Genomic DNA, 15,243 nt, shown 5'->3' with positions numbered 1-15,243 from the left:
TATTAAGTCGTCGATAGAAACAAGCATTGTCAGGACAATCAGCAGTCAAACAGTGTGAAATGCTACTGATGCCTTACAGCGCAAAAAGGCTGGTGACTAAAAAGTCACCAGCCATCAGCCTAATTTCTTAGGCTGCAACCAGAAAAGTTGGCTTATTTAACTTCAACTTCAGCGCCAGCTTCTTCCAGAGATTTTTTCAGTGCTTCTGCGTCGTCTTTGCTCACGCCTTCTTTCAGCGCAGCTGGAGCAGATTCTACCAGGTCTTTAGCTTCTTTCAGACCCAGGCCAGTTGCGCCACGTACTGCTTTGATAACAGCAACTTTGTTCGCGCCAGCAGCTTTCAGAATTACGTCGAATTCAGTTTTTTCTTCAGCAGCTTCAGCCGGGCCCGCAGCTACAGCTACAGCAGCAGCAGCAGAAACACCGAATTTTTCTTCCATTGCAGAAACCAGCTCTACAACGTCCATTACGGACATAGCTGCTACTGCTTCAATGATTTGATCTTTAGTGATAGACATTTAAATTGTTCCTGAAAATCAGAATAAGTTTATACGTAAGCAAATGCTTTATAAAGATAACTGCGATTAAGCAGCTTCTTTCGCATCGCGTACAGCAGCCAGAGTGCGAACCAGTTTGCCAGCCGCAGCTTCTTTCATGGTTGCCATCAGGCGTGCAATTGCTTCTTCGTAGGTCGGCAGGGTTGCCAGGCGATCGATTTGCGATGCCGGGATCAACTCACCTTCAAAGGCTGCAGCTTTGACCTCAAATTTTGCATTCGCTTTCGCGAACTCTTTGAACAGACGAGCAGCAGCGCCCGGGTGTTCCATAGAGTATGCAATCAGGGTCGGACCAACAAACGTGTCTTTCAGGCACTCGAACTGAGTACCTTCAACTACGCGGCGCAGCAGGGTGTTACGAACAACACGCATGTATACGCCAGCTTCACGACCTGCTTTACGCAGTTCAGTCATTTTGTCTACAGTAACGCCACGGGAATCCGCAACTACTGCAGACAGCGCGCCTTTGGCTACTTCGCTGACTTCAGCAACAATCGCTTGTTTGTCTTGAAGATTTAAAGCCATTAGCTTTGCTCCTGGATGTTTGCCGGAACTCATGTTCCGGAACTCACTTCACTCGACCCAACGGGAAGAGCGTCTTAATACGGTGAGCAGAAACAAGCCAGAGTATTAAAAATAATCTTAGCGTTCTGTCACCGTCTACGCAGGGGATTAAGTCTCTTGCGAAACACCTGCGGTCTTCGACGGAGGCCTGGATTAGGCCAGGCTCCAACGAACAAATCTTTTAGCCGCTAACTTTCGTTAGCAAACGTGGGGGTAAGATTGTAGACAAAATCACCGCCCACGTAAAGGCATTAGTTTGCAGCAGCGCTCAGGCCAGCCTGGTCAACTGCAACACCTGCACCCATGGTGGTGGAGATGCTAACTTTCTTGATGTACACGCCTTTCGCCTGAGTTGGTTTTGCTTTTTTCAGCGCAACCAGCAGAGCTTCCAGGTTTTCTTTCAGTTTGTCAGCGTCAAAGTCCACTTTACCGATGGTGGTGTGGATGATGCCGTTTTTGTCGTTACGATAACGAACCTGACCTGCTTTAGCGTTCTTAACCGCTTCAGCAACGTTAGGCGTTACAGTACCCACTTTCGGGTTTGGCATCAGGCCGCGTGGACCCAGAACCTGGCCCAGCTGGCCAACAACGCGCATTGCATCTGGAGAAGCAATAACAACGTCAAAGTTCATTTCGCCTTTCTTGATCTGATCAGCCAGATCTTCCATACCTACCAGTTCAGCGCCGGCAGCTTTAGCAGCTTCAGCGTTTGCACCCTGAGCAAATACAGCTACGCGAACGGAACGGCCAGTACCGTGTGGCAGTACAGTTGCGCCACGAACGTTCTGATCGGATTTACGAGCGTCGATGCCCAGGTTAACAGCAACGTCAACGCTTTCAACGAACTTAGCAGTTGCCAGTTCTTTCAGCAGAGCGATAGCTTCGTTGATGTCGTACTGTTTGGTCGCATCAACTTTGTCACGGATCACGGACATGCGCTTGGTCAGTTTAGCCATTTCTTAGTCCTCCACTACCAGGCCCATGGAACGTGCAGTACCTTCGATGGAGCGAGTCATCGCTTCAATGTCGGCACCAGTCATGTCGGCAGCTTTGGTCTGCGCGATTTCCTGCAGCTGAGCGCGGGAAATTTTACCCACTTTGTCTTTGTTCGGTTTACCGGAACCAGACTTGATACCAGCCGCTTTCTTCAGCAGAACTGCTGCTGGAGGGGTTTTGGTAACGAAAGTGAAAGAACGGTCAGCGTAAACAGTGATTACAACTGGGATTGGCAGACCTTTTTCCAGGGATTCAGTTTTTGCGTTGAACGCTTTACAGAATTCCATGATGTTCACACCCTGCTGACCCAGAGCTGGACCAACTGGTGGACTTGGGTTCGCCATACCAGCTGCAACCTGCAGCTTGACGTAGGCTTGTACTTTCTTAGCCATTCTAAAATCCTCTGATTGGGTAATAGCGCCTCAGGGAGGCTCCCCGTGAATAAAATTCGTTTTACGGGCCGTAACCCATAAAAACAAAAGGCGCGAAATTGTATTCCAATCTCGCGCCTTGTGCAACGATTAAATCGTCGCTTTTTTGATCGCTACTTAGGCTTTTTCGACCTGAGCAAAGTCCAGTTCTACCGGGGTCGCACGACCGAAGATAGAAACAGAAACTTTCAGGCGGGACTTCTCGTAGTCCACTTCTTCAACCACGCCATTAAAGTCAGCAAACGGACCGTCATTAACACGAACCATTTCACCCGGTTCAAACAGCGTTTTCGGACGCGGCTTATCACCCACCTGCTGCAGGCGGTTCATAATCGCATCAACTTCTTTGTCGCTGATTGGCGCCGGACGGTCAGACGTGCCGCCGATAAAGCCCATCACGCGCGGTACGCTGCGCACCAGGTGCCAGCTCGCGTCGTTCATAACCATCTGAACCAGCACGTAACCCGGGAAGAATTTGCGCTCGCTTTTGCGACGCTGGCCGCCACGGATCTCAACCACTTCTTCGGTCGGAACCATAACTTCGCCAAACAACTCTTCCATGTTGTGTAATTTGATATGCTCACGCAGCGACGTTGCTACGCGGCCTTCAAAACCGGAAAACGCCTGAACGACGTACCAGCGCTTTTTAGGGGCTTCAGACATCTCAGAACCTCAGGCCAGTGATAAAGGATACCAGGCGAACCAGAATACCATCCAGTCCCCACAGGATCAGTGACATTACAGCGGTAACCGCCGCTACGATCAGCGTGGTGTGCAATGTTTCCTGGCGAGTCGGCCAAATTACCTTGCGGACTTCGGTACGCGCTTCGCGGGCAAAAGCGACAGTCGCTTTGCCTTTCGTCGTCAACAGCGCGACACCACCCGCTGCAGCAATCAGAATTACCACTGCAAGCGCGCGTAGCGGCAGCATAATGTCACGATAAAGGTAGTTGCCGACAATCGCTACGATCAGCAGAACGGCTACTACTACCCATTTCATCGCTTCCAGGCCGCGCCCGCTCCCTTGAGCTTCGGTATTCGCACTCATAAACCAACCTGTCAGAAGTATTCTACAAACATTTTCACCCCGCGATCGCGAGGCAAACCAAATCGAAATGCTAATTCGCTTTTCGAATTATACGCTCTCTGCAGAGCCTGTCTCAGCAATGATTATGACAAAAATAATCACTGATGAGCCAGGTTCTGGCGTGAAAGCGTGCAAAAAGGGCATCAAATGATGCCCTTTTATTGCGCATTGCGTCAAATGTTATCAGCAATTAGCCGAGAACTTTAGCAACCACGCCCGCGCCAACGGTACGGCCACCTTCACGGATTGCGAAACGCAGACCGTCGTCCATCGCGATTGGGTGGATCAGAGTCACAACCATCTTGATGTTGTCGCCTGGCATTACCATCTCAACGCCTTCTGGCAGTTCGATGGTACCGGTCACGTCAGTTGTACGGAAGTAGAACTGTGGACGGTAGCCTTTGAAGAACGGAGTATGACGGCCGCCTTCGTCTTTGGACAGAATGTACACTTCAGATTCGAACTTGGTGTGTGGCTTGATTGAGCCTGGCTTCGCCAGAACCTGACCACGTTCGATTTCTTCACGTTTGATACCACGCAGCAGAACACCAACGTTCTCACCAGCACGGCCTTCGTCCAGCAGTTTGCGGAACATTTCAACGCCAGTACAGGTAGACTTCGCAGTCTCTTTGATACCAACGATTTCAACTTCTTCGCCAACTTTGATGATACCGCGCTCTACACGACCGGTAACAACGGTACCACGACCGGAGATGGAGAATACGTCTTCGATTGGCAGCAGGAATGGCTTGTCAATCGCACGCTCTGGTTCTGGGATGTAAGAATCCAGGAAGCCAGCCAGTTCGATGATTTTCGCTTCCCACTCTGCGTCGCCTTCCAGCGCTTTCAGCGCGGAACCGCGAACGATTGGAGTGTCGTCGCCTGGGAAATCGTACTGAGACAGCAGTTCACGAACTTCCATCTCTACCAGTTCCAGCAGCTCTTCGTCATCAACCATGTCGCATTTGTTCAGGAACACGATGATGAAAGGAACGCCTACCTGACGACCCAGCAGGATGTGCTCACGGGTCTGAGGCATTGGGCCGTCAGTCGCAGCAACAACCAGGATCGCGCCGTCCATCTGCGCAGCACCGGTGATCATGTTTTTAACATAGTCGGCGTGGCCCGGGCAGTCTACGTGTGCGTAGTGGCGAGTCGGGGTGTCGTACTCAACGTGAGAGGTGTTGATGGTGATACCACGAGCTTTTTCTTCTGGCGCGTTATCGATCTGGTCGAATGCGCGAGCAGAACCACCGTAGGTTTTTGCCAGAACGGTAGTGATTGCAGCGGTCAGCGTTGTTTTACCATGGTCAACGTGGCCGATAGTACCGACGTTAACGTGCGGTTTTGTACGTTCAAACTTTTCTTTAGACATCGATTGTCCCTCTAAGACACGGATAAATCGGTGATATCACCACATCAACCAGGCGAAATGCCTGAATTGTTGAATACAGTAAAATTGAAACAGAGAGAAACGGGAAGGAGAAGTGAAGTGGTGCTGATACCCAGAGTCGAACTGGGGACCTCACCCTTACCAAGGGTGCGCTCTACCAACTGAGCCATATCAGCACGTATTGGAGCGGGCAGCGGGAATCGAACCCGCATCATCAGCTTGGAAGGCTGAGGTAATAGCCATTATACGATGCCCGCATCCTGAAACTCGGCTACCCAGTTCTTTCTGTAACAAAAAAAGAGATTTCTCTCTTTTTCAGTTTGAGCTGGCTAATTTTTCCAACCAGCTCCGGCGGCATTTACGCTGCCAGAAAGTGGTGGTGGGGGAAGGATTCGAACCTTCGAAGTCTGTGACGGCAGATTTACAGTCTGCTCCCTTTGGCCGCTCGGGAACCCCACCGGACTTGATGGTGCCGACTACCGGAATCGAACTGGTGACCTACTGATTACAAGTCAGTTGCTCTACCTACTGAGCTAAGTCGGCATCAAGTAGCGCGCATTCTATGGATACCTGCGCGGTCATGCAACTAAAAATTTGCATAAAACGTTCTTTCGCTCACATTTTATGCGAACGCAGCGCTAAGCGCTGTAAAAGTAGCCATTGCGGGTCAAATAATCAACATACATACGTGATTTACACCGCATACACCGTAGCGTGACGGCTTCCGCGTAACGCAGCGCTTTCCATCTTTTTTCTTATTATTCCCGCCATCTGGTGTTAACCTCCTGCCCATTGTCCAAAATTAACTGTGTGATGAGCCACGTCCCGGCAGCATAGCGCTGGCTCACTGAAGCATGCTTATGAGCAAAAAAGAGCAAACGTTAATGACGCCTTATCTTCACTTTAACCGCAGCCAGTGGGCTGCCCTGCGTGATTCCGTCCCTATGACGCTGACGGAAGGTGAAATCGCACGGTTAAAAGGGATAAACGAAGATCTGTCCCTGGAAGAGGTGGCAGAAATTTATCTCCCCCTCTCTCGCTTGCTTAACTTCTATATCAGCTCCAACCTGCGCCGTCAGGCGGTGCTGGAGCAGTTCCTCGGAACCAATGGCCAGCGCATTCCTTATATCATTAGTATTGCAGGCAGCGTGGCCGTGGGTAAAAGTACCACCGCACGTGTGCTGCAGGCGCTGCTGAGCCGCTGGCCGGAACACCGCAGCGTAGAGCTGATCACCACCGACGGCTTCCTGCACCCGAACGAGGTCTTAAAAGAACGCGGGCTGATGAAGAAGAAGGGCTTCCCGCTCTCTTATGATATGCACCGTCTGGTGAAATTCGTTTCCGACCTCAAATCCGGTGCTCCAAACGTCACTGCGCCGGTTTACTCGCACCTGATTTACGATCGCATCCCGGATGGGGATAAAACGGTTGTACAACCGGATATTCTGATTCTCGAAGGGTTAAACGTCCTGCAAAGCGGCATGGATTATCCTCATGACCCGCATCATGTATTCGTTTCGGATTTCGTCGATTTCTCTATCTATGTTGATGCGCCGGAAGATCTGCTGCAGAACTGGTATATCAACCGCTTCCTGAAGTTCCGCGAAGGGGCATTCACCGACCCGGATTCCTATTTCCACCACTACGCCAAGCTTTCTGAAGAAGAGGCGATCAATGTGGCGAGGGGGCTGTGGAATGAGATCAACTACGTGAACCTCAAAGAGAACATCCTTCCGACGCGCGAGCGCGCCAGCCTGATCCTCACCAAGAGCGAGAAGCACGCCGTCGACCAGATTCGCCTGCGGAAATAGCCAGGCAGACATAAAAAAACCGGCTTAACGCCGGTTTTTCGTTATGCGTGTGGCTTCTCGCCATTTTCATCCTGATCGACCGCGAAGCAGGCGACCAGCTGACCGCCATAATCCTTCAGCTGCGGCTGCAGCTGGGTGCAAGGACCAAAGCGGCGACTGCAGCGCGCGTTGAAGGCACACCCCGGTGGCGGATTCAGCGGGCTTGGCAGTTCGCCCGTCAGCTTAATGCGCTCGCGACGATCGTCCGGGTTCAGACGCGGCGTCGCAGACAGCAGCGCCTGGGTGTACGGATGACGAGGATTATTAAAGATCTGATCTTTACTCCCCTTCTCCACGCAGCGCCCCAGGTACATCACCATCACTTCATCGGCAATATGCTCCACCACCGACAGGTCGTGGGAGATGAACACGTAAGAGAGCCCCAACTCCTGCTGAAGATCCATCATCAGGTTCAGCACCTGCGCACGGACGGAAACGTCGAGCGCCGAAACCGGTTCATCGGCAATCACCACGTCCGGATCGAGCATCAGCCCGCGGGCGATAGCGATACGCTGACGCTGGCCGCCGGAGAACATATGCGGGTAGCGGTCGTAATGCTCGGTTTTGAGCCCGACCTTCGCCATCATCGCCAGCGCTTTTTCACGGCGCTGTTCTTTGCTCAGATTGCTGTTGATCAGCAGCGGCTCTTCCAGAATCTGCCCGACTTTTTTACGCGGGTTCAAAGAACCATACGGGTTCTGGAACACAATCTGGATTTTCTGACGACGCAGCTTCTGCGCCTGCGGATCGTGCTTGAGCAGATCCTGTCCCTGATAGTAGAGCTCACCACCGGTCGGCACTTCAATCATCGTCAGCAGGCGGCCCAGGGTGGACTTACCGCACCCTGACTCCCCCACCACAGCCAGCGTTTTACCGCGTTCGAGGTTAAAAGAGACGCCGTCCAGCGCTTTCACCAGGCGTTCAGGGGCAAACAGCCCCTTCTTCACCGGGTAGTATTTTTTCAGTTCGATGGCCTGCAACAGCGGTTGTTGCGTGGTGGCCTGTTGCGTACTCATAGTGTTGGCCTCCCGGCATCATCGAGTGGGTAGTGGCATTTCGACTGACGACCGTCAGCAAGCTGGTTCAGCTCTGGCTCTTCCGCCCGGCACTTATCCGTCGCATACGGACAGCGAGGGTTCAGCAGACAGCCCTGCGGACGGTCATATTTACCCGGAACCACGCCCGGCAGCGATGCCAGACGCGCTTTGTCCTGAGCAAACTCCGGCAGCGCGCGCAGCAGAGCCTGCGTATACGGGTGACGCGGTGCGCGGAAGATATCGTGCGAATCCCCGGTCTCGACCACCTGGCCTGCATACATCACAATGATTTTATGCGCCGCTTCGGCCACCAGCGCCAGGTCGTGCGTAATCAGCACTAGCGCCATGTTCTCTTTCTGCTGCAGCTCCAGCAGCAGCTCGATGATTTGCGCCTGGATGGTCACATCCAGCGCCGTTGTCGGTTCATCCGCAATCAGCAGCTTTGGTCGACAGGCAATCGCCATAGCGATCATCACGCGCTGGCTCATCCCACCGGAAAGCTGGTGCGGGTATACGTCCAGCCGCGATGCCGGGTCAGGAATACCCACCTGGTTCAGCAGGTCGATCGCGCGCTGGCGACGGGTTTTCTTGTTACCACCCTGGTGCACCTTAATCGCTTCCATAATCTGGAAGCCTACCGTGTAGCACGGGTTCAGGCTGGTCATCGGGTCCTGGAAGATCATCGCCACTTCGGCGCCCACCAGCTGGCGGCGCTGTTTCTCAGAAATGCGCTTCAGGTCCTGACCGTTGAACTGCAGGTTTTCCGCCATCACGCGGCCCGGGTAATCAATCAGCCCCATGATGGCCAGTGAACTCACCGACTTACCGGAACCGGACTCCCCGACGATACCAACCACTTCGCCCTGATTGACGCTGTAGCTGATGCGGTCCACGGCGCGAAACGGGGTGCCTTCGTCGCCGAAGTGCACCGATAATTTATCTACATTTAATAACGCCATCTCGTGCCTCTTACTGCTTCAGTTTGGGATCAAGTGCATCACGCAGACCATCACCCATCAGGTTAAATGCCAGCACCGTCAGCAGGATTGCCAGACCCGGGAAGGTGACAACCCACCAGGCGCTTTGTGCGAACTGCAACACGTCGGAGAGCATGGTGCCCCACTCCGGTGTTGGTGGCTGCGCACCCATGCCCAGGAAGCCAAGAGCGGCCATATCAAGAATGGCGTTAGAGAAGCCGAGCGACGCCTGAACGATCAGCGGCGCAAGGCAGTTAGGGAAGATATTAACGAACATCTGGCGCATCGCACCGGCACCTGCCACGCGAGACGCTGTGACGTAGTCGCGGTTCACTTCCACCAGCACCGCCGCACGGGTTAAACGCACGTAGTGAGGAAGCGCCACGAAGGTCAACGCCAGCGCAGCGTTACCGATCGACGGACCGAAGATCGCCACCAGCACCAGCGCCAGCAGCAGGCTTGGCAGCGCCAGCATAATGTCGACAACGCGCATGATGATGTTATCAACGATGCCGCCAAAGTAACCGGCAACCAGACCGAGGACGATCCCCATAATGAGAGACAACACCACCACCAGGCAGCCGACCAGCAGCGACAAACGCGCGCCGTACATCAGACGCGACAGCACATCGCGGCCCACGTCATCAGTACCTAACAGGTGCGCCAGGCTACCGCCGTCCTGCCACGCAGGAGGTGCCAGCAGCGCATCACGGAACTGATCCGCCGGGTTATACGGTGCCAGGACGTTAGCAAACACCGCGATCAAAATCATAATAACGACATACACCAGCCCGACTACCGCGCCTTTATTGCGCTTGAAGTAGTGCCAGAATTCCTGCAGCGGCGTCATCGGAACCGGTGCAGCAACAACTTTGTTTTCAGAAACCTGTGACATGATGGCCCCTTACTTCTTATGACGAATACGCGGGTTCACCACGCCGTACAGCAAATCGACCAGCAGGTTGACGAGAATAATCATCGTCGCGACCAGCAGTACCCCGCCCTGCACCACCGGATAGTCACGGCGTTGCAGCGCATCAATCAGCCAGCGTCCGAGGCCTGGCCAGGAGAAGATGGTTTCCGTCAGGATCGCCCCCGCCAGCAGCGTACCTACCTGCAGACCGATAACGGTCACCACTGGCAGCATAGCGTTACGCAGCGCGTGGACGATGATGACGCGCATCCGGGTTAACCCTTTGGCGCGCGCGGTACGGATGTAATCTTCGCCCAGTACTTCCAGCATGGAGGAACGGGTCATACGCACGATCACCGCCAGAGGAATGGTGCCCAGCACCATGGCAGGCAGGATCATGTGCGCGACGGCATCAATGAAGTTGCCCTCCTCGCCCCAGATGGCCGTGTCGATCAGCATAAAGCCGGTTAACGGATTGGTGTCATCAAGGAAGACCATATCGCTGACGCGCCCGGAGACCGGCGTCAGGTTCAATTGCACCGAGACCAGCATGATCAGCATCATGCCCCACCAGAAGATAGGCATGGAGTAGCCGGTCAGCGCCAGGCCGACGGCGGTATGGTCGAAAATAGAGCCACGCTTAACGGCAGCCAGTACTCCGACAGGAATACCCACCGCAGTGGCGAAAATCATGGCGCAGACCCCGAGCTCCAGCGTCGCTTTAAAACGCGGCACGAACTCGTCCCACACCGGAAGACGGCTTTTTAACGAAATCCCTAAGTCGCCGTGCATCACCCCCCAGATATAGTGGAGGTACTGCTGCCACATCGGCTTATCGAGGCCGAGTTCAGCCAGCAGCTGCGCATGACGTTCAGGGGAGATACCACGCTCGCCCGCCATAATCATTACCGGGTCGCCGGGGATCATATGGACGAAGGCAAAAGTGAGAAGGGTGATACCGATAAACGTCGGGATAACAAGTCCCAGACGTCGGAGGATGAACTGCAACATAACCCGGATTCTCTCTGATGACGCACGACCAGTGGCGTGACGTCTGTATTGCTCACAAATGTAAATTCCCTCTCCCTGTGGGAGAGGGTTAGGGTGAGGGGATGCATGCACGACCCTCACCCCTGCCCTCTCCCACAGGGAGAGGGAGAACACCCTACTTATTATTCAACCGATACGTTTTCGAAGTGGTGTTTGCCCAGTGGATCAACCACGTAGCCCTTCACTTCTTTACGCACTGGCTCGTACACGGTGGAGTGAGCAACAATCAGCGCCGGAGCCTGATCGTGCATAACAACCTGAGCCTGCTTGTACAGTTCAATACGTTTGTTGTGATCGTCGGTCGCACGCGCCGGCTGGATCAGGTCTTCAAACGGCTTGTAGCACCAGCGAGAGTAGTTAGAGCCGTCTTTCGCGGCCGCGCAGCTGAACAGGGTGGCGAAGAAGTTGTCCGGATCCCCGTTGTCACCGGTCCAGCCCATCATTACCGCCTGGTGCTCACCCGCTTTGGCGCGCTTCAGATATTCGCCCCACTCGTAGGTCACAATCTTGGCCTGAACGCCGATCTTCGCCCAGTCAGCCTGAACCATTTCCGCCATACGGCGTGCGTTCGGGTTGTACGGACGCTGAACAGGCATCGCCCACAGCTCAACGGTAAAGCCTTTATCCTGACCCGCTTCTTTCAGCAGCGCTTTCGCTTTTTCAGGATCGTAGCTGTAGTCTTTAACATCGTCGTTATAGCCCCACATGGTTGGTGGGATCAGGTTTTTGGCCGCAACGCCCGCGCCCTGGTAAACGGCTTTGATGATCGCTTCTTTGTTCACCGCGTAGGTCAGCGCCTGACGCACTTTCACGTCATCAAACGGTTTCTTCTCGGTATTGAAGGAGAGATAGCCCACGTTCAGGCCCGCCTGCTCCAGCAGGTTGATGTTTTTATCCTGCTTCATGCGCGCAATGTCAGCCGGGTTCGGGTACGGCATAACCTGACATTCGTTTTTCTGCAGTTTTGCATAACGCACGGACGCATCAGGCGTGATGGAGAAGACCAGACGGTCGATCTGCGGCTTGGTGCCCCAGTAGCCCGGGAACGCTTTATACAGAATGCGGGAGTCTTTCTGGTACTGCAGCAGCTGGAACGGGCCGGTACCGATTGGGTTCAGGTCCACTTTTTCCGGCGTGCCGGCTTTCAGCATGTTGTCCGCGTACTCTTTAGAGAGAATAGAGGCGAAGTCCATGGCCAGGTCAGCCAGGAATGGCGCTTCCGGACGGGTCAGTACGAACTGAACGGTTTTATCGTCCACTTTTTTCACTTCGGCGATCAGGTCCGGCAGACCCATCCCTTCGAAGTATTCGTAGCTGCCGCCAGACACTTTATGGTACGGGTTCTGGGCGTTTTTCTGACGGTCGAAGGAAAACACAACGTCGTCGGCGTTAAAGTCGCGCGTTGGTTTGAATTCTTTGCTGTCCTGCCACTTCACGCCCTGGCGCAGGTGGAAGGTATAAGTTTTACCGTCTTCGCTGATGTCCCACTTCTCGGCCAGTCCCGGGATCACTTCCGTGGTGCCGGTTTTGAATTCAACCAGACGGTTATAGATCGGTACAGAGCTTGCGTCGTAAGTCGTACCAGAGGTAAAGAGCTGTGGGTTAAAGCCTTCCGGCGAGCCTTCAGAACAATAAACCAGGGTTTTTGCCTGTACGCTTGCTGCCACGGTCATAGCCACCAGGCTCAGACCAAGCTTCAGCATCCCTGACTTCTTCAAGGAAATACTCATTATTCTGCTCCAATGTGATGTTTTGCTTTGTTGTGTTACGCCGCCAGACCTTTATTTATTTTTTACCCGGTCCGGTCGGAGGTGCCCGAAGGCGTTAAAGGGATGGAGAATCCTTTCAGAAGAGCGTTTGAGTTGCAGCGCAGATCGTCCCTGAAATGCCCCTCATGCCCTACAATCTGTCAACAGAATGTGAAAACGTCAATACAGGTGACGGGGATTTGCGCTGAGTGTGAGAAACCGCAAACAAAGATTAAAAAAACCCTGAACGCCAGTTTTCAGCAGGGAAATTTATGCTACTCGCCATGTTGCAGCACAAATATCTTCATATTTCGCAACAATCAGTGATTAACTTTTATTCAGAATGGATAAATTTTCTTGCAGAATGGTGATTATCTGAGCACTAAATACCGCGAACGTTAAAACGCACAGCGAAAAATGCTGAGGTTATCCATAAGCAACGCGAAAAAAGATCAATCTATATATAAAAAAATACAATGGATTATGTCACAAAATCGTTAACAGGCAGGAAGAAGCGGGGATAAGGGGCATTTTACTGAATCAGGATGAGTAAGCCGTTAATGCAAAAAGGGCTAACCTTGCGGTTAGCCCTTTTCAGAATGTGGTCGGCGAGAGAGGATTCGAACCTCCGACCCACTGGTCCCAAACCAGTTGCGCTACCAAGCTGCGCTACTCGCCGAATGCGGAGCGCATCTTACTGCTGAGGTGCGCCCCCGTCAATCCCTTATTTTCAAAAAGCCATTCAACTGGCGATATTCTCGCCAGAGCAGCTACTGCGCGGCTTTTGTGGTGTTATCAGGGAGCTTACACCAGTTGTTGTTTTCGTTAATCCCACCGTTCGGTGAGGTATAGCCGAGACAACCCATAATGGTGTCGTACAGTTCAACGTGGCGGCGCGGCACTTTGATCTCAGCCTGCTGTTTCAGATGGGCAAACATTTTGGCTTTGTCAGGGTTTTCAAGGTACTTATCCGACATCCACATGATCATCGGCACGCGGAACTGCTCCGGCGGTGCCAGCTTACGCGGCGTACCGTGCAGGTGCTCTTTCTCGTTGATCGACTCACCGTGGTCTGCGGCGTAGATAACAATCGCTTTTTTATCACGCAGCTGGTCGATCACGCGGCTCAGGAAAGTGTCCACGTACAGCACCGAGTTATCGTAGGCGTTGATCAGCTCCTGCTTGCTGCAGTCTTTATTAATGCCAACGCACTCAGGTTGCCACTTCGCGAAATCACGCGTGTAGCGCTGGTAATAGCTGTAGTGCGACCCTTTGGTATGCAGAATGACAAGATGCTTACCCTGCGGGTGATTCTTCAGAGACTGGGACATCTCCTCAAGCAGCAGCATGTCGTCGACGTTTTTGCCACGGTTACGCGGTTCGGCGCCAATCTGCTCGCGGTACGCGATGTTATCTGCCAGCGTGTTGGTGTAGAACCACATCTCACTCTGCATGGCGAACAGGTCAGCGCTAAATCCAAGCTGCTTCAGCACGGCAAAGACGTTTTGCTCTTTCAGCGTGCGTTGTGGGTTATCGCTTGCCCCACCTTCACGCACAAACATACAGCGCAGCGAAAGCTTCGTTGCGGTATCGCAGGAGTAACCCCGATAGGCCACCAGGTTCTTTTCCTGCGCCAGTTTTGGCGTGGTATCACGGTCATAACCGAGAATACCCATATGATCCCAGCGCGTCGTTTCGCCGATGACAAAGACCACGTAAGTATCATCCAGTCCGTCCGCCGGCGGTTCGTATTTGAATTTTTTCAGTGGATTGATCAGCGACTTCACATCACTGGATTCGTCCGCCTGTGCCCAGGCATACAGACCTAACGCTGACAGCCAGTTAGACGGCAAATAGGAGTTCGCCACTACGCCGCCATAGCTTGGCATATCCACGCCCGTCGCTTTTTCGATGCGTTTTTGCTGTGTTTCCATCAGGCGAATAGGCGCCCACACCAGCAGGCCGGCCAGCAGGACGACGACGATATTACGGATCCGCTGCCCACGCGTACGCAGCTGGCGTAATAAGGTATAGCGGCAGGTATTACTCCAGATAAAGAAGAGCGGTATCAGGCAGGTTAAAATCGTCCAGACGATAAAGCCTTTACCTACCACCTCTTTCGAGAGGTCGATATCCGTGGTCATCACCGAGGCAACGATACCGTAGCCAATCACCACGTTCATGAATGTCATGTAATAGCTTGCGGCGGCGGAAATAATCACCACCAGCGAGGCCAGAATTTGCCAGGTACGGCGGCCAAAGAGAGAGAGCAGACGTAACAGGAAGAAAGTAGCCAGAACAGAGCCAAACACTTCAATCGCGGCGAAAATCCCATTTCTTACGGTGAGGTGTTCTAAATAACCTTCCACTCTTCTGAACAGCACCGCGCCATTCAGAAACAAACCGATATAGACAGCCAGCATCAGACACAATCTTTGCTGGGTAAGAGACCTAATATATTTCATGCAAACAACCCTGGGGGAAGGGGTATAAAGACCCGCCGAATCTCATTGAGAAAGCAGACAGAGTAAGTAGGTGCGAGAGAAACCGTTATCAGAAACGTCTACAAGCGCGATAAGTAGACCACAGCGGGGAAAAAAGTGGCAGCAGAGAATGTGATCGATGAAGATTTTTACAAAA

The 15,243-nt window shown here is 53.1% G+C and carries 14 protein-coding genes and 5 tRNA genes; 1 reads left to right on the top strand and 18 read right to left on the bottom strand.

The features are described from left to right. Positions 1 to 152 precede the first annotated feature (152 nt). The 11 genes from rplL to MX657_RS01050 form a co-directional block, all read right to left on the bottom strand. Positions 153 to 518, bottom strand: a complete 366-nt coding sequence (gene rplL, locus MX657_RS01100; RefSeq protein WP_002445276.1) for a 50S ribosomal protein L7/L12 — start codon at positions 516 to 518, stop codon at positions 153 to 155. Positions 519 to 584: 66 nt separating this feature from the next. Beyond that, complete coding sequence (gene rplJ / locus MX657_RS01095) at positions 585 to 1,082, bottom strand: 50S ribosomal protein L10 (protein WP_003862338.1); 498 nt, start codon at positions 1,080 to 1,082, stop codon at positions 585 to 587. 290 nt (positions 1,083 to 1,372) lie between these two features. After that, the gene (gene rplA, locus MX657_RS01090; protein WP_006810530.1) at positions 1,373 to 2,077 is read right to left on the bottom strand and encodes a 50S ribosomal protein L1; all 705 of its coding nucleotides are present in this window, start codon (positions 2,075 to 2,077) and stop codon (positions 1,373 to 1,375) included. 3 nt (positions 2,078 to 2,080) lie between these two features. Then, positions 2,081 to 2,509, bottom strand: coding sequence for a 50S ribosomal protein L11 (gene rplK, locus MX657_RS01085; RefSeq protein WP_008503452.1), 429 nt, complete (start codon positions 2,507 to 2,509; stop codon positions 2,081 to 2,083). A gap of 156 nt (positions 2,510 to 2,665) precedes the next feature. Then, positions 2,666 to 3,211, bottom strand: coding sequence for a transcription termination/antitermination protein NusG (nusG, locus tag MX657_RS01080; protein ID WP_003862341.1), 546 nt, complete (start codon positions 3,209 to 3,211; stop codon positions 2,666 to 2,668). Position 3,212: 1 nt separating this feature from the next. Then, on the bottom strand, positions 3,213 to 3,596 hold the full coding sequence (gene secE, locus MX657_RS01075) for a preprotein translocase subunit SecE (RefSeq protein WP_013094999.1): 384 nt from the start codon (positions 3,594 to 3,596) through the stop codon (positions 3,213 to 3,215). A 229-nt stretch (positions 3,597 to 3,825) separates the two neighbouring features. After that, positions 3,826 to 5,010, bottom strand: a complete 1,185-nt coding sequence (tuf, locus tag MX657_RS01070; RefSeq protein WP_023309456.1) for an elongation factor Tu — start codon at positions 5,008 to 5,010, stop codon at positions 3,826 to 3,828. 118 nt (positions 5,011 to 5,128) lie between these two features. Further along, a tRNA-Thr gene (locus MX657_RS01065) sits at positions 5,129 to 5,204 on the bottom strand. Positions 5,205 to 5,210: 6 nt separating this feature from the next. Further along, positions 5,211 to 5,285 (bottom strand) — tRNA-Gly (locus MX657_RS01060). Positions 5,286 to 5,402: 117 nt separating this feature from the next. Next, a tRNA-Tyr gene (locus MX657_RS01055) sits at positions 5,403 to 5,487 on the bottom strand. Positions 5,488 to 5,495: 8 nt separating this feature from the next. Next, positions 5,496 to 5,571: transfer RNA gene (locus tag MX657_RS01050), tRNA-Thr, on the bottom strand. A 317-nt stretch (positions 5,572 to 5,888) separates the two neighbouring features. Here MX657_RS01050 and coaA point away from each other — a divergent pair. After that, positions 5,889 to 6,839, top strand: coding sequence for a type I pantothenate kinase (coaA, locus tag MX657_RS01045; protein WP_346807025.1), 951 nt, complete (start codon positions 5,889 to 5,891; stop codon positions 6,837 to 6,839). 41 nt (positions 6,840 to 6,880) lie between these two features. On the opposite strand, the gene dppF is transcribed toward coaA, so the two are convergent. The 7 genes from dppF to eptB form a co-directional block, all read right to left on the bottom strand. Next, positions 6,881 to 7,894 carry a dipeptide ABC transporter ATP-binding subunit DppF gene (gene dppF, locus MX657_RS01040; RefSeq protein WP_080329901.1) on the bottom strand — a complete coding sequence of 338 codons (1,014 nt, stop codon included), beginning with the start codon at positions 7,892 to 7,894 and terminating at the stop codon, positions 6,881 to 6,883. Continuing rightward, the gene (gene dppD / locus MX657_RS01035) at positions 7,891 to 8,874 is read right to left on the bottom strand and encodes a dipeptide ABC transporter ATP-binding protein (protein ID WP_080329900.1); all 984 of its coding nucleotides are present in this window, start codon (positions 8,872 to 8,874) and stop codon (positions 7,891 to 7,893) included. The genes dppF and dppD overlap by 4 nt, the downstream gene beginning before the upstream one ends. 10 nt (positions 8,875 to 8,884) lie before the next feature. Further along, positions 8,885 to 9,787 carry a dipeptide ABC transporter permease DppC gene (gene dppC / locus MX657_RS01030; RefSeq protein ID WP_080329899.1) on the bottom strand — a complete coding sequence of 301 codons (903 nt, stop codon included), beginning with the start codon at positions 9,785 to 9,787 and terminating at the stop codon, positions 8,885 to 8,887. Between the two features lie 9 nt (positions 9,788 to 9,796). Continuing rightward, complete coding sequence (gene dppB, locus MX657_RS01025) at positions 9,797 to 10,816, bottom strand: dipeptide ABC transporter permease DppB (protein WP_063437292.1); 1,020 nt, start codon at positions 10,814 to 10,816, stop codon at positions 9,797 to 9,799. A gap of 161 nt (positions 10,817 to 10,977) precedes the next feature. After that, positions 10,978 to 12,585 (bottom strand): dipeptide ABC transporter periplasmic-binding protein DppA, encoded by a 1,608-nt coding sequence (gene dppA, locus MX657_RS01020; RefSeq protein WP_080329898.1) that lies wholly within the window; start codon positions 12,583 to 12,585, stop codon positions 10,978 to 10,980. A gap of 620 nt (positions 12,586 to 13,205) precedes the next feature. Beyond that, positions 13,206 to 13,282, bottom strand: a tRNA-Pro gene (locus tag MX657_RS01015). A 91-nt stretch (positions 13,283 to 13,373) separates the two neighbouring features. Continuing rightward, positions 13,374 to 15,068 carry a kdo(2)-lipid A phosphoethanolamine 7''-transferase gene (eptB, locus tag MX657_RS01010; protein ID WP_119916596.1) on the bottom strand — a complete coding sequence of 565 codons (1,695 nt, stop codon included), beginning with the start codon at positions 15,066 to 15,068 and terminating at the stop codon, positions 13,374 to 13,376. Positions 15,069 to 15,243: the final 175 nt, after the last annotated feature.

Source organism: Enterobacter chuandaensis, from assembly GCF_039718975.1.
GTDB lineage: Bacteria > Pseudomonadota > Gammaproteobacteria > Enterobacterales > Enterobacteriaceae > Enterobacter > Enterobacter chuandaensis.
This window is presented reverse-complemented; position numbering and strand designations above follow the sequence as displayed.

Bases quoted from the DNA above. Each gene is read 5' to 3' on its own strand.
- dppB (WP_063437292.1), bottom strand. From the start codon at position 10,816: ATGTTGCAGTTCATCCTCCGACGTCTGGGACTTGTTATCCCGACGTTT.
- tuf (WP_023309456.1), bottom strand. From the start codon at position 5,010: ATGTCTAAAGAAAAGTTTGAACGTACAAAACCGCACGTTAACGTCGGT.
- dppF (WP_080329901.1), bottom strand. From the start codon at position 7,894: ATGAGTACGCAACAGGCCACCACGCAACAACCGCTGTTGCAGGCCATC.
- eptB (WP_119916596.1), bottom strand. From the start codon at position 15,068: ATGAAATATATTAGGTCTCTTACCCAGCAAAGATTGTGTCTGATGCTG.
- dppD (WP_080329900.1), bottom strand. From the start codon at position 8,874: ATGGCGTTATTAAATGTAGATAAATTATCGGTGCACTTCGGCGACGAA.
- coaA (WP_346807025.1), top strand. From the start codon at position 5,889: ATGAGCAAAAAAGAGCAAACGTTAATGACGCCTTATCTTCACTTTAAC.
- rplJ (WP_003862338.1), bottom strand. From the start codon at position 1,082: ATGGCTTTAAATCTTCAAGACAAACAAGCGATTGTTGCTGAAGTCAGC.
- rplA (WP_006810530.1), bottom strand. From the start codon at position 2,077: ATGGCTAAACTGACCAAGCGCATGTCCGTGATCCGTGACAAAGTTGAT.
- secE (WP_013094999.1), bottom strand. From the start codon at position 3,596: ATGAGTGCGAATACCGAAGCTCAAGGGAGCGGGCGCGGCCTGGAAGCG.
- nusG (WP_003862341.1), bottom strand. From the start codon at position 3,211: ATGTCTGAAGCCCCTAAAAAGCGCTGGTACGTCGTTCAGGCGTTTTCC.
- rplL (WP_002445276.1), bottom strand. From the start codon at position 518: ATGTCTATCACTAAAGATCAAATCATTGAAGCAGTAGCAGCTATGTCC.
- dppC (WP_080329899.1), bottom strand. From the start codon at position 9,787: ATGTCACAGGTTTCTGAAAACAAAGTTGTTGCTGCACCGGTTCCGATG.
- dppA (WP_080329898.1), bottom strand. From the start codon at position 12,585: ATGAGTATTTCCTTGAAGAAGTCAGGGATGCTGAAGCTTGGTCTGAGC.
- rplK (WP_008503452.1), bottom strand. From the start codon at position 2,509: ATGGCTAAGAAAGTACAAGCCTACGTCAAGCTGCAGGTTGCAGCTGGT.